Raw genomic sequence first — 14,414 nt, forward strand, 5'->3', positions numbered from 1 at the left:
ATTTTCGCTTAAATCCAAAAAGTCTAAATGAGTTCGGCATATTAAACTTCAAAATCTACAAATTTAAACGCAAATTATCTCTTGCCAGAAAATTAAAAATGCATTAAATAGACATAGCTGTTTTTATGCTTTCCTTTTTCTAGTAACCTTTAAAAGACAAATTCAATTGCTTACCTTAGATTTTGGTATTATAGCAATATTGGTATAATATATTGAAATGAACTTTCATTTTTTCTTTTGCTAATTGAGGGTCTTGATTTTTAATAGCAAGATAAATGTCTTCATGTTCTTGAATGGACAAAAATGATTGATTGGCATCACAGACGTGATACTTCTCAAAATTAGTAATGATTTCTGGACTAATAATTAACATAAAAGTATTCATCGAACTATTTTTACTGGCCTTTGCTATCGCAAGATGAAACAGTAAATCTTCTTCAACCGCTTTACCAGTATTATGCACTTTGGCCTTATACGCCTCTAAAGCTTCCTTAATATTATTGAGATCCTCCTCTGTCCTTCTTAAAGCTGCAAGTCTCACCGTTTTTAATTCCAAAAGGATCCTAGTTTCAACTAGAGATTTAAAGTCGGGAGTCTCCAAACGTAAAATATCATCCATCATACCACTCATGGCGATTCTACCTATATCAGCAATAAAAGTTCCACTTTGGGGTTTGGATTTAAGAATTCCAAAAAACTCCAGTTTTTGAATCGTTTCACGCACACTACTTCGACTCACACCAAACTTTTCAGATAGCATCCTTTCTGATGGTAATTTGTCCCCAGGCTCAAGATTTTTATATTCGATAAGCTCCTTTAAACTTGATATTATACTCTTTTGTATATCTTGATTTTCTCCTTTTGTAAGTAACTCAACTTTCCTCATATATAAACTTATTGACTGGTTAACCAAATTGGTTGCTAAGTTAATAAAAATCTTTTAACTAATGCACAATATGGTGTTACTTACAGCTATTGGCCAAAGATTATTTTGACCAATAGCTTTATAGTGAACTAAATTCAAAAAAGATCAACTCTAACAAATAAACCTTATTAATGCTACTCTTTAGTTTAGTAACCTTTATTTTGGGTTAATATCCCATAACTCACATCTATTTCCCTCTGCGGAATAGGATAAACCAATCTATAGCTACTAAAATTATATCCCTGTTCTGTTAAGTGAGACATCATTACCGATGTTACTTGATCTGTTCTTTTAAGATTGCTTTCTTGCCTTGCATAATACAAACTGTATATTTAGCAAAGAATTGTGCAACAGGCACAACGGCTATGGATATCTTTGCGGCGGAATTTCCGAGAGGAAATTCCTGTTTATTTGCTAACTTTGGCTTACGGCAGAATAGTTCTGCCGAACCATTAAACCATAGAAGACCGTTACCAGTAACATTGCACAGAAACTGAAAGAAATAATTATTTTAAAAACTAAAAGTTTGAATAAAAAACAAACCCATAAAAATTAAACTACTTATAATTATGATAATTTTTGGATTAAGAGCCAGTAATATAGGTTCATTAAAAATTGAAAGTTCCCAATGCGAATATTGTAAAAACCGAGGAACTCAAAACATTGCTGAATTTGGAAGATATTTTCATGTTTTTTGGATTCCAATATTTCCACTAGGAAGGAAAACATTTGGTGAATGCTCACACTGTAAAAGAACCATAAAGAAAAAAGAGTTTGATTCCGAATTGAAAAAACTCTATGCTAAAAATAAATCAACAATACGCAGACCTATATGGCATTGGTCTGGACTGATTATCATTGGACTGTTTATTGCTCTGATTTTTATTCTGGCTAAAACCAATTAAAAACAACTATTTACAACAGCGGTAACCGTTGCACAAGCCCCTAGATTATAAAAAACAGACTTCCATAACTGCCTTAAAAGGCAGTTTCTTTTTTTTAGATCAATTATAATTAGCTGCTTTAAACTGCCTTAAAAACAATGTTTCAAGACTGGATACACTCTTTTTTACGGAAAATAATAAAACTAGTATCCCCGGGCTTCTTTTTACTCTTTTCTGGGTGAATTTCAGATACTTTTTTAGGTTATAAGCAATAGCGGACATGTGCATCTGCTTGTTTGCTTGTGCTATGCCTGGGGATTTACTTTTCGAATCCCCAGAAATTGAGTGAGCGTCCCTAATACGAGGTCTACGGTGCTTAGGCGCTTGCCTTTCATGTATAGCTAAATCCATATAAAATAATATGAACCTTCAGAGTAAAAAACCGAATTTCTTCGTTAAAAATACTCGCCGTAACTAAGCTATGCCTACGCTTTTTTCCTTGAACTTCTATTTTTTATTTCTAAATATTCTATGCCATTTTATATCGACTTAGCTATAGCCTCTTCTAGCACTGTTTACTCGATTGTTATTACGTTCGTATTCTTCTACTTAAAAGGAATTAGTTTGATTTGAAATTTAATTCAACAAAAACGGGTAAATGATCCGAAGGGTATTGCAAATTCCAATTATCGCTTAAAACCGCATATTTAGTCACCTCAACATTTTCACTCACAAAAACATAGTCGATTCGACTTATCACAGGTTTATCAAAATGAAACCCGTTATATGTACCTTCTGGACCAAAATTTATGCTGGCCGTATGCTTTGAATCTTTTAGTGTTTTTTTAATATAAAGAATACTCTCATGGTCTGGCTCCATATTAAAATCGCCTGTTAATATTACAGGGTCATTCTTTTGGTTAAGTTCTGTAATTTTTTCAATAATCAGTACCGCACTATTTTTTCTTGCTTCAACTCCAACATGGTCAAAATGTGTATTAAATACATAAAATTGTTGCTTCGTTTTTTGATTTTCGAATAATGCATAGGTGCAAACCCGGTTGCAAACTGCATCCCAACCCATGGATACTTTATTGGGTGTTTGAGACAGCCAAAATGTAGATGATCTTAAAATTTTAAATTTGTCCTTTTTATAAAAAATGGCTGAAAATTCTCCCTCACCCTTTCCATCGTCACGCCCAACTCCTACAAAGCTATAATTTGGCAACAAACGATCTATATCTTTCATTTGATTGGGCATCGCTTCTTGGACGCTAAAAATATCCGGCTCATGAAACTTGAGCTGGTTCATGAAAAATAACTTTCTATTTTCCCAACTATGCTTACCATCTTTTGGATAGTCTAGTTTGATATTATACGTCATTACTGTATAATATTGGGCGTTACTTAAGGTTGAAATTAAAAATAATACAAGAAATAGGCGTTTCATTATTAAAGGTTTATTGGGTAAATAAAATCTCGCTTTTTGCCGAAATTCCATTTTCGTTAAAAGCTTCCACTTGATAATAATAACTTTGATCTATAGTTAAAGCTCGTAATTCATAATTTGGTGTATCATACATTAAAGCTGAAAGATTGAGTTTATCTTTTGAAATTCCCCAATAAATGACATAACCTGTTGCATTTTCAACTTTGTTCCAAGTTAAATTGGAATTTCTTCGGTCTTCTTGTCGTTCAACTTTAAAGTTTGAAGGTGTTTCGGGTACTGCTTCATAACCGTTTCCAAAAATTCTAAACTCCGAAATAGACAAATAATTATTGGTACAATATATATGGTTATATCTTATATATCTAGCATCAACAGGCTTTTTCAACTCAATATAACCATGAGGCATATCACGAGTGTTTTCATGATAATCCGAAATGGTTTCCCAAGTTTTTCCATCGAGAGAACCTTCAACAACAAATTGCTGTTTTAAGTTGTCTGGTCTTCCATAAATAGCGCTGTTAAAATCTTGGAAGTTGATTTGAATAGCTTTCACATTCATCTTCTTTTCTAAATCCACCTCAACATAAATGGAATCGTTATTAGCTTCTGAAACCCAATATGAACGGATTTCTTCATCATTAATTTTTTCTATATCAAACGCTGTAATTTGTCCTAACATATAACCGCTATCACTTTCATCGACCACATTAATTTCTTTAGTTACTAAACCAGAGTTTGTTTTTACGGGCTTATTATACGATAACAACATCCATCCTGTAAAACGTTCTTTGTGGTTATCTACTTTAGTGTTTGGTAAAAAATGTGGGTAGTCACCATAAGCCGTATTAACATACATTTGCCCATTGTCCTTTTCAAAACCTGCCGGATACATTCCTAATCGACGTTCAAATTTATAGTTAACGGAAATTGCCATCGTAGCATAATGCCAATAATTACCTTGGTTATCTTTTACGGTGCTTCCATGACCAGAACCTTTTAAAAATCCACCAGGTTTATATGAAATTGGGTTGTATGGGGCATATTCAAAAGGGCCAAACGGACTTTTACTAGTACGAACACCATCTGCATACACATTCCATTGGGTTCCTGGTGCACCATATTCCAAATAGTAAGTGTCTCCGTGTTTCATCATCCAAGGCCCTTCTAAATAAGGTTCAATATCAGATTTATGGTCTTGTCCAAACCGCTCCCAGCCATGTTTTTCAGGCTCTAAATTGAATAAATCTTTTTCCTCTCCTATTGGTACGTAATAATTTTCTGGATCCAATTCTACTACACGAATGGGCCATTTGTTTGAAGATTCTTCATATAGATAAACTTTTCCATCATCATCCACAAATAAGTCTGGATCCTGAATACCTCCCGGTGGATTTAATACTGCAAAATTAGTTTTCCAATCACCTAGTTCGGGGTTATCGGTTTCTATAACTGGTCCACGACCAGATGGGTCTCCATAAATAATCACTTTTCCATCCCTTACCGCTGCTGCTGGCGCATTACTTCCTTTAAAATACCAGCTTTGAGGGCGTATAAATTTCCAATTTAACATATCATCAGAAGCCCAATACCCGTGCGAACGTGTAACAAACATATAATAGCGCCCCTTAAAATTTACAACAGCAGGATCTGCTCCCGAACGATAGGAAACGTTGTTTTTCGCTCTGTAATGAGACATGTATGAATAGTCAATATCTATTGGGTTACAGTAGGTTTTATAATTTCTTTTATTCGTTTCTTTTGAAGTATTTTCTTTTGAAACCACAGCACCATCAGACCTGTTTTTACAAGAAAAAAAAGTTAACATTATTAATATAAATTGTGCAAATTTCATTTTAAAATTTTTTGATTGTCCGTAATTTGTCATAAACCTAAAAATATATTGTTTTTGTCATCCCGAGGCAACGAGGGATCTCATTGATTATCAACAGATTATTCACTATAGCCTGTACTGAGCGTAGTCGAAGTATTCTGAATGACAAAAAAATCATTATGTATGATTACGGACATTCAGTAAAATTTTTAGTGATGATACTATTTTGAGCCCGTATTGCCTCTTAATCTTTCAAATTGATCGTAAGCTCTACCTACCTTTTCTTTTGGTGCTTTTTCAAACTCTTTTTCTGTGACATTATATTGTTCTTGTAGTTCTGTTAGTCTTAATCTAAGTTTAGATTCAACATCCTCATAGTCACTATTATCAATCAAATTATTTAGTTCTTGTGGGTCGTTTTGTAAATCGTACAGTTCCCATTCATCAATATCATCATACACGTGAATTAATTTATAACGATTGGTACGGATACCATACATTTTTTTAACCATATGAAATGCTGGATAATCATAATAATGATAATATATAGCGTCTCTAAAATCTTTTGACTTTTTGGTACCTTCCAACAACCCTTTAAACGATTTACCTTGCATATCATTAGGGACATCGACACCTGAAAAATCTAAAAAGGTTTCGGCAAAATCTAAATTTTGGGTCAAACCTTCAACAACAGTTCCTGGTTTTATGGTTTTTGAATACTGAATTAACAAAGGCATTTTTAAAGATTCTTCGTACATGAAACGTTTATCGAACCAACCTTTTTCACCTAAATAAAATCCTTGGTCTGAGGTGTAAACAACCATAGTGTTTTCGAGTAAATTATTAGCTTCCAAATAATCTAAAATCCTCCCAACGCCTTCATCTACGGATGCTATAGTTGCCAAATATTCTTGAAGATAGCGCTGCCCTTTCCATTCGGCCAATTCTTTTCCCGACAAATTTGCATCATGAAAAGCATCATTTTTTGGCTGGTAAGCTTTGTCCCAGGCTGCACGCTGTTCTGGTGTCATACGATCAAAGTCTCTTTTCCATGGATTCCAAGCCAATTCTGTACTTCCTTTTTTCTTGGTCATTTTTAAGTCATGACCTTCATACATATCTGTATAAATAGTTTGTAATTGCTCTTTAGACGCCGTTGATCCTTCATGGTTAGTAAAATATGTGCTTGGTAACGGGAATTTTATAGAGTCATATTTATTTACGTGACGCAATGCTGGCATCCAATTTCTATGTGGTGCTTTGTGATGTACCATTAAGAAAAAAGGTGCTTCTTTGTTTTTAACCGACTTTACATAATCTATAGCATAATCTGTAATTAAATCTGTTGCATAACCTTTTACAACTGTTGTGTCCGGCAATTTTGCTGTCCAGTGAGCTGTTGTATCTACATGCTTTTTATTGATATGGATAGTGTCTTGAATTTTGATAAACTGCGGATTGTAATAATTGCCTTGATCGTTTAAAATATTCCAGAAATCAAAGCCTTCAGGATAACCGTGCAAATGCCATTTACCAATAATTGCAGTATTGTAGCCAGCCTTTTTTAATAACTTTGGAAGTGTTTGTTGCTTACCGTCAAAACGATCTCCGTTCATTCTAAACCCATTAATATGGCTGTGTTTACCTGTTAAAACCACAGCACGACTTGGACCACAAATAGAATTGGTACAGAAATTATTTTTAAAGATTGCGCCATTTTTTGCAATTCTATCAATATGAGGTGTTGGAGCTAATTTAGCAATATCATGCCCATAAGCACTAATAGCTTGAACAGCATGGTCATCGGCCATGATGTAAATAATGTTTGGACGCTTTTTTTGTTGGGTTTCTTCTTGTTGTCCTTCATGTTCTTTACAAGATTGAAGTACTAAAAAAGAAATCAATAAAATAGTTAAAGACTTCATTATTAATTGGTTTTTTTTGATTGTCCGTAATTTGTCATAAACCTAAAAATGTATTGTTTTTGTCATCCCGAGGTAACGAGGCATATCATTGATTATCAACAGATTCTTCACTATAGCCTGTACTGAGCGTAATCGAAGTATTCTGAATGACAAAAATATCTTTATGCCTTCCTTAACAATATTGAAATAGTAAGATGTTTCAAAACTCATCTAACTTTTTAGCTATCACATGAGAACCATCCAAGATTAAATATCCTGGACTTTTTGAATCGCAACACTGCCCCGCATAAAACCCATCTGATGCAAAATCAGATAACGAAAAATGTTGCTTGGACAAGGAAATCAATTCCTCATCTCGATAAATTCCTCCAATATTGTTAATTAGAAAATGTAAACGAAGCTTTTAAAGCTGCATCTGAATTTGTACCTACAAATACTTCAAAATCTCCAGGTTCTGCAACAAAGTCTAAATCGTAATTATAAAATTTTAAGTCCTTATTTGAAATGGTAAAAGTTACTGTTTGGGTTTCTCCTTTTTTAATCATCACTTTTTTAAACCCTTTTAACTCTTTTACAGGACGTGTTACAGAGCCTACTATATCTCTTATATAAAGTTGAACGACTTCTTTTCCGTCATAATTTCCAGAATTAGTTACATCTACAGACACGGTAATTTCACTATCCCTATTTATAGATGTTTTGTTTAATTTTAAATTACTATAATCAAAATTTGTATAACTTAAACCATACCCAAAAGGGTATAGTGGCTCATTGCGAACATCGAGATAATTACTTTTAAACTTTTCAAATTTTCCTTCAGAATTACCTAGTGGTCTTCCTGTATTTTTATGGTTATAAAATATTGGAACTTGCCCTATATTTCTGGGAAACGTTGCCGTTAATTTTCCTGAGGGGTTCACATCCCCAAATAGTACGTCTGAAATGGCTAATCCAGCTTCACTTCCCGGAAACCACACATTAAGAATAGCTGGGACATTCTTGTTTTCCTCAACTAAAACTAAAGGTCTTCCTGTAAACAACACTAACACCACCGGTTTTCCGGTTTTTAATAACGCATTTAATAAGTCTTTTTGTACTTGGGGAATATCTAAATTAGTTCTGCTACTGCTTTCACCACTAAATTCTGCGGTCTCTCCTATGGCAGCAACTATTACATCTGATTGTTTTGCAATAGATAAAGCTTCATCAAGCAACTGTTTATCGGTTCTTTCATCACGTGGAATTGTTTTACCAAACATGGTTGTGCGTTTTTCGAGCTGTAAATCATAATCTACATTGCTTCCTTTTGCATAAAGCACATGTGCTTTATCGCCTACAACTTCTTTTAATCCATCTAAAACAGTGCTTGATTTTTCCTGATCTGTTGCCACACTCCAAGTGCCTGCCATATTAACTGCTGTGTTTGCCAACGGGCCTATTAATGCAATGGTTCCTGATTTTTTAATGGGCAAAGTTTCGTTTTCGTTTTTAAGCAATACCATGGATTCTGCTGAAACCTTACGTGCAAACGCTTTATGTTCTGCTGTGAAAATTTCGGTTTTTGCTCTGTTTTCATCACAATACCTGTAGGGGTCTTCAAATAATCCCAATTGGTATTTCGCTGTTAAAATTCGTTTTACTGCCGTATCAATATCATCCATAGCAACCAATCCCTCATCTAAAGATTTTTTCAATGTGGACAGGAACCCTTCCGATACCATATCCATATCTGAACCCGCTTTTAAAGCTTGCGCCGATACTTGCTGAAAACTACCAACTCCATGATACATCATTTCTTCAATTCCAGTATAATCAGTTACCACAAAACCATCAAAACCCCAATCGTTTCGCAATAATTCGGTTAATAACCATTTATTTCCAGTTGCTGGAACACCATCAATTTCGTTAAAGGAAACCATGACAGAACCAACCCCAGCATCAATAGCTGCTTTATAAGGCGGTAAATATTCATTGTACATTCTAATTCGACTCATATCAACTGTATTATAATCTCTACCCGCTTCAGGGGCTCCATATAGTGCAAAGTGTTTTACGCAAGCCATTAAAGTATTGTTGGCTGTTAAATCGTCCTGTTGATAACCTCTCACCATGGCGCTTGCTATTTGACTTCCTAAATAGGCATCTTCTCCATTTCCCTCGGAAATGCGTCCCCAGCGCGGATCTCTAGACACATCGACCATAGGGGAAAATGTCCAATTAATTCCATCTGCACTTGCTTCAATGGCCGCTATACGCGCCGTTTTTTCAATCATATCCAGATCCCATGAAGCAGATAGGCCCAATGGAATTGGAAACGTGGTTTTGTAACCATGAATAACATCCATTCCAAAAATTAACGGAATACCTAATCGGCTTTTTTCAACTGCTATTTTTTGTACCTCTTTAATTTTTCCAACGGTTTTAATATTGAAAAGACCACCAACTTTACCTTCTTCAATTTTTTTGGCAACATTCGAGCTTTCTGAAACACCTGTTGTAATATCTCCTGAAGATGGTAAGTTTAACTGGCCTAATTTTTCCTCAACGGTCATTAAACTTAAAATGGAATCTACTTTAGCTTCAAAAGAATTGTTATTTGAGGGCGTATTGGAATTATTCTGATTTGAATGGCAACCCATAAAAATTATGGACACAATTAGTATTGAAATATTTTTAATGTTAGTGAGTGTATTCATCTTTATTTTTTTGATTTTGAAAATAGCCAAGGCAACAAATTTGGTTCGGCAAAAGCAGAATCCCAACTATTATGGTTATCATTGGCATATAGTGAAAAATTAGGCTTGCCGCCAGCTTCTAAATAGGCATTTACCATGCTTACTGATAGTTGAGGGTTTACAACATCATCCTTAGCACCATGAAATACCCAAAGCTCGGTTTTATTGGCATATTCTTTAACGCCATGAGGATTTCCACCACCACAAATGGCAAACGCAGCAGCAAACATGTTGGGTTTTCGATTTAGTATTTCAAACGTACCCATACCTCCCATTGAAAGTCCGCCAACATATATTTTGTTATTGTCTACATAAGGTTTACCCACATATTCTTCCATTAATTGTATCACTAAATCCAAAGCTTTAGTAGGTGGTTCATTTAAAGGGTAAACTAAAGAAATAGGTTTAGTGGTTCTGTCAACTTTGGCATTAGACCAATAACTATTTCTGGGGCATTGCGGAAAAATAACTATGGCCGGAAATGCACCTCTATTCATTTGATTGAGAAATAATTTGCTGCCGTGAACCAGTTGCTTTTTATTATCATTACCACGTTCTCCAGCACCATGCAGAAACAACACTATGGGATATTGCTTTTCTTCGGAAAAATCTTTTGGCAACAACATTCTATATTTAAGAGTATCGTTTCCTTTAATAAACTCTTTTCCCTCATACAGATCTTGTTGCGCTTCTATTGTTCCTAAAAAAAGGATTAAACAGAATGCTAAAAAAAATTTCAATTGTTTCATATCTCTTATTATTTAAATTAATTGTCCGTAATTTGTCATAAACCTAAAAACATATTGTTTTTGTCATCCCGAGGCAACGAGGTATCTCATTGATTATCAACAGATTCCCTACCTGCCGACAGGCAGGTTCACTTCGTTCTGAATGACAAAAATATCATTATGCATGATTACGGACATTCAGTTATTTAATAACTGAAGCCTAAAGTATTCAAACCATTTTGTATATCCTCATTTTGCATAAATAAATTCCATAGCAAACCTGTTCTGTAATTTTCAATCATAACAATTTGCGGACCTTGATCTATAGCTAAATAAGATGCTGCATACCATTCTTCGGTTGGATTGAATGCATCTATAAAACCATAATCTCCCCAAACTCTATCACCAATTTTATAATAGAAAAAACGAATGGCCTCCATAGATTCCGTTGGAGAATATGGTAATGATGCTATGGAAGCCGTTGGTGTAATTACACCTAAATCGTTTGTTGGACTATGTGCTGAATACCCATCATTGCTGTCGCTTGCAGTAAGTCCCCAACAGTTGTTATAATAGCCTATATAATTCTCAGGGTTTTCTTCACAATATGAATAGTTGATTAATGAATGGTTTACATTTTGCGTCCAGTAATTGGCATATTCATCCTGAAGGTTTCTTGGATCTAATCCTAAATAGGAATAATGGGAAAAGAAAAGTGGACCTCCATAATTATTCCCCAAAGGCAAATTATAGCCATAAAAAGAATCTCCGTTTACCATATTTCCACTTTGTGCATAACCTTCATCATAAACTATTTCTGCAATTGGATGTGTTGGTGAAGAAGCTGCAAGAACATAAACAATCTGTGTTTCGTTATGTCCTTGAATTTTTAAATTCATTTGCCAATCGTAATTAGGAGACCAATGCCAATACAAAACATTTTCTCCGCCTTTCGTAAACCAATTCCACTCGACATCTTCCCAAAGGGTTTTAATTTTATTCTTGAGTATATTTTCTTGAGTGTTGCCAGAATCAAGATACTGGTATACTGATAGTAAACCTTGTATCAAAAAAGCGGTTTCAACTAAATCGGCGCCATTATCAAATTGGGAAAAGGGTACAACTTCTCCTGTAGTACCATTTAGCCAATGTGGCCAAACACCGTGAAACCGATCTGCAGTTTCTAAAAAACTTATAATTGTTTCCCAGCGATTTATAGCATCGTTTCGGGAAATGAACCCGCGTTCTATAGCCACTATCATAGACATTAGCCCAAAACCTGTACCTCCAGTGGTCACTACCTCATTACTTGTATGACGTTCTCTGGCCATTCCTGAAACCGGATGACCAAAATCCCAAAAATAGCTGAAGGTTTCTTCTTGAATGCGTGTCAATAACTCCTCATCGGTTATTAAAGGGAATTTATTAGTTTCATCGTAGGTCGTAAAAAGTTCGATGTATTCTGAACTGAAATCCCTTCCAACAGTTTCACCAAGGGATGCATCTATAATAAGTTCATATTTTCTCCAATAATCCAATACAGAAGATGCATTTATTTTTAGAGTTACATCATCTATTTGTTCTACTGAAAATTCGGTATTCGGATTAAAATTCACATTTTCCAGTAAATTAATCGAAGTTATTGGATGGGAAAAAGCAAGAGTGAAATCTTGGTCAAGTGGAATTTCTGAATTTCTCCGTGATAAATCCAGAATGTCATTACCTGCTTTTATTTGCAATAATACCAGTGGTTTAAGTTTAATTGTAAAGTTAAAATTCTTACCATTAAAAATAGAACCATCATCTGCTGTAAGGTTATCTAAAATTGAAAACGTATAACTTTTTCCTTCTTCTAATGTATTTGTAGGAATTACAATTATTTCCGTATTGGTTTCACCTTGTTCGACAGAAACCGGAATATTTGTACTGTCTTGTTTTAAAGCAAATGATGAAGCATTTGGACCAATATTTTTATTAAACTTAACAACAAATCTATCTGCTAATTTTATTTCTGAATTGTTGGATAACGATACGCCTCCAAACAAAACATAAGAAACAGTAAGTTCACCTGTTGGTTGTTCGCTGTTATCATCTCCTCCTGAATCGTTACTGGAACATCCAATTGTCAAGAAAAAAACAACTAATATTTTTAGCAGTAATCGCATATAATTTTACTATTCTTTAATTATAAAATCTAGTTTTTTTAAACCATTGTTCACATCTTCGTTACCCATAAATAAGTCCCAAAGTAAACCTGTTCTATAGTTTTCAATCATAACGGGTATTGGTCCTTGATCTATTGCCAAATACCTAGGCAAGTACCAATTGTCTTGTAAACTAAACGCATCATAGGGTCCATATTTACCAATGAGCGAATCGTGGTTCTTATAAAGGTTCTTAAGCATTCTCATGCTTTCTTTTGGAGTATATGGAAAAGAAGAAAACGCTGCCGTAGGTGAAATGACCCCTAAGTCCCTACCTGGTCTATGACCAGCATACCCTTTTATTGAGTAACTAGACGTTAAGCCCCACAAACTATCACCGTATCCCTTATATTTCTTTGGATTATCAATGGCATATTTATAATGAATTTTGGCTTGATTTAGCGTTAACTTCCAATAATCGGCAAACCGATCGGATACTTTTTTTGGATTTAAACCTAAATACGAATAATGTGCCCAAAATAAAGGCCCAATAGCGGAGTCATCATGCTCATAATAATCTAAAAACAATGCTTCTCCATAAAGCGAATCCTTAGATACTATTTTACCATCTCTAGCCCATCCTGTATCGTAAACCGGTTTTGTTATTGGATGGGTTGGTGATGCTGCGGCAAGCACATACATAATTAAGCATTCGTTATACCCACCAACCGGAAAGTTCATTTCCCAATTATATTCGGGCGACCAATGCCAGTACAATACATCTTCTCCTTTAGTATACCAATCCCACTCTACTTCTCTCCAAAGTTTATCAATTTTTGAAACAAGCAATTGTTCTTTTTCGTTGCCGTTCTTAAAATATTCCGATACAGTTAAAAGTCCCTGTACCAAAAAAGCTGTTTCTACCAAATCACCTCCATTATCTTTTTTGCTAAATGGTGTTACTTTTCCTGTTTCACCATGAATCCAATGCGGCCATACACCATGAAAACGATCTGCTTTTTCTAGAAAATCTACCATTTTTAAGTATCTATCCAAAGCCTCCTCTTTGTTAATAAAGCCTCTTTCAACCCCTACTAAAATAGCCATCAAACCAAAACCACTTCCTCCTATTGTCACCGTATTTTTTGGTGACGTTGGATAAATATTATCCATATGCAAACGCTCTCTCGCTAAACCAGAATTAGGTTCAGCACCTTCCCAGAAATAATTTATGGTTTGCTTTTGTATGGTGTCCAATAATTGATTTTCTGACAAAAATGCCGTAGTGTTTCCAACTTTAGCAATTACCGCTTCTTTTTTTTTACAAGAAAACAATATGATTACAATGTTAAAAAAGAAAATTGTTTTTAGTTTAAAATATGTCATATATTAAAATAAGTTTAAGAAATTTAGCTGCATTAAAATTTTAATACAGCTAAATTCAAATTAAGCAAACTACTCTAAAAAAAACCATAACTAAAACCTCAGGAACTGTACTGATCTAAGGTTTTTGCTATTTTTTAATTAGCCATTATTGCCTGTATTGCTGTTTGTGAAAGTGCTTTATCATATAAAGCCAATTCATCTATGTAACTCAAATCGGAGTGGTGTCCCCATTCGGTAAAACGTGGTGCCCCAGACATGATTGAAAGCACATCACAACCGGTCCAATCAACTCCTGAAAATGCACCTTGCCTAACGACTTCACCATTGATATAGACCACACATTCTGAACCAGAAATGGTAAATGCCAAGTGTACCCAATCCGTCGTTATGGTAGGGTCTATAGTTG

The 14,414-nt window shown here is 34.6% G+C and carries 11 protein-coding genes; 1 reads left to right on the forward strand and 10 read right to left on the reverse strand.

Annotated elements, in window-relative coordinates; translation table 11 throughout:
* Positions 1–175 precede the first annotated feature (175 nt).
* Positions 176–886, reverse strand: coding sequence for a FadR/GntR family transcriptional regulator (locus PQO00_RS16120; protein WP_274185884.1), 711 nt, complete (start codon positions 884–886; stop codon positions 176–178).
* A gap of 185 nt (positions 887–1,071) precedes the next feature.
* Entirely contained in the window at positions 1,072–1,248 is a 177-nt protein-coding gene (locus PQO00_RS16125; RefSeq protein WP_274185885.1) for a hypothetical protein, read from the reverse strand.
* Positions 1,249–1,494: 246 nt separating this feature from the next.
* Between PQO00_RS16125 and PQO00_RS16130 the strand changes: the two genes are divergently transcribed.
* Complete coding sequence (locus PQO00_RS16130) at positions 1,495–1,830, forward strand: zinc-ribbon domain-containing protein (RefSeq protein WP_274185886.1); 336 nt, start codon at positions 1,495–1,497, stop codon at positions 1,828–1,830.
* Between the two features lie 598 nt (positions 1,831–2,428).
* Here the strand turns inward: PQO00_RS16130 and PQO00_RS16135 are convergent.
* The 8 genes from PQO00_RS16135 to PQO00_RS16170 form a co-directional block, all read right to left on the reverse strand.
* A complete protein-coding gene (locus PQO00_RS16135) occupies positions 2,429–3,259 on the reverse strand; it encodes an endonuclease/exonuclease/phosphatase family protein (RefSeq protein ID WP_274185887.1) in 831 nt (276 codons plus the stop codon).
* A 10-nt stretch (positions 3,260–3,269) separates the two neighbouring features.
* A complete protein-coding gene (locus PQO00_RS16140) occupies positions 3,270–5,111 on the reverse strand; it encodes a family 43 glycosylhydrolase (RefSeq protein ID WP_274185888.1) in 1,842 nt (613 codons plus the stop codon).
* Between the two features lie 200 nt (positions 5,112–5,311).
* Positions 5,312–7,015: a sulfatase gene (locus PQO00_RS16145; RefSeq protein ID WP_274185889.1), complete on the reverse strand. Its 1,704-nt coding sequence runs from the start codon at positions 7,013–7,015 to the stop codon at positions 5,312–5,314.
* A gap of 377 nt (positions 7,016–7,392) precedes the next feature.
* Positions 7,393–9,711, reverse strand: coding sequence for a beta-glucosidase BglX (bglX, locus tag PQO00_RS16150; protein ID WP_274185890.1), 2,319 nt, complete (start codon positions 9,709–9,711; stop codon positions 7,393–7,395).
* Between the two features lie 2 nt (positions 9,712–9,713).
* Entirely contained in the window at positions 9,714–10,499 is a 786-nt protein-coding gene (locus PQO00_RS16155; RefSeq protein ID WP_274185891.1) for a prolyl oligopeptidase family serine peptidase, read from the reverse strand.
* Between the two features lie 185 nt (positions 10,500–10,684).
* Positions 10,685–12,643 carry a glucoamylase family protein gene (locus tag PQO00_RS16160; RefSeq protein WP_274185892.1) on the reverse strand — a complete coding sequence of 653 codons (1,959 nt, stop codon included), beginning with the start codon at positions 12,641–12,643 and terminating at the stop codon, positions 10,685–10,687.
* 9 nt (positions 12,644–12,652) lie between these two features.
* Positions 12,653–14,008, reverse strand: a complete 1,356-nt coding sequence (locus PQO00_RS16165) for a glucoamylase family protein (RefSeq protein WP_274185893.1) — start codon at positions 14,006–14,008, stop codon at positions 12,653–12,655.
* Positions 14,009–14,142: 134 nt separating this feature from the next.
* Positions 14,143–14,414, reverse strand: a 272-nt coding sequence (locus PQO00_RS16170; RefSeq protein ID WP_337992855.1) for a LamG-like jellyroll fold domain-containing protein, incomplete at its 5' end; no start/stop codon positions are given.

The sequence above is a fragment of the Flavivirga sp. 57AJ16 genome (assembly GCF_028736925.1).
GTDB lineage: Bacteria > Bacteroidota > Bacteroidia > Flavobacteriales > Flavobacteriaceae > Flavivirga.

What these genes read in the sequence shown, in the direction of transcription:
- PQO00_RS16160 (WP_274185892.1), bottom strand. Translation starts at nt 12,643, where the DNA reads ATGCGATTACTGCTAAAAATATTAGTTGTTTTTTTCTTGACAATTGGA.
- bglX (WP_274185890.1), bottom strand. Translation starts at nt 9,711, where the DNA reads ATGAATACACTCACTAACATTAAAAATATTTCAATACTAATTGTGTCC.
- PQO00_RS16120 (WP_274185884.1), bottom strand. Translation starts at nt 886, where the DNA reads ATGAGGAAAGTTGAGTTACTTACAAAAGGAGAAAATCAAGATATACAA.
- PQO00_RS16140 (WP_274185888.1), bottom strand. Translation starts at nt 5,111, where the DNA reads ATGAAATTTGCACAATTTATATTAATAATGTTAACTTTTTTTTCTTGT.
- PQO00_RS16130 (WP_274185886.1), top strand. Translation starts at nt 1,495, where the DNA reads ATGATAATTTTTGGATTAAGAGCCAGTAATATAGGTTCATTAAAAATT.
- PQO00_RS16155 (WP_274185891.1), bottom strand. Translation starts at nt 10,499, where the DNA reads ATGAAACAATTGAAATTTTTTTTAGCATTCTGTTTAATCCTTTTTTTA.
- PQO00_RS16135 (WP_274185887.1), bottom strand. Translation starts at nt 3,259, where the DNA reads ATGAAACGCCTATTTCTTGTATTATTTTTAATTTCAACCTTAAGTAAC.
- PQO00_RS16165 (WP_274185893.1), bottom strand. Translation starts at nt 14,008, where the DNA reads ATGACATATTTTAAACTAAAAACAATTTTCTTTTTTAACATTGTAATC.
- PQO00_RS16145 (WP_274185889.1), bottom strand. Translation starts at nt 7,015, where the DNA reads ATGAAGTCTTTAACTATTTTATTGATTTCTTTTTTAGTACTTCAATCT.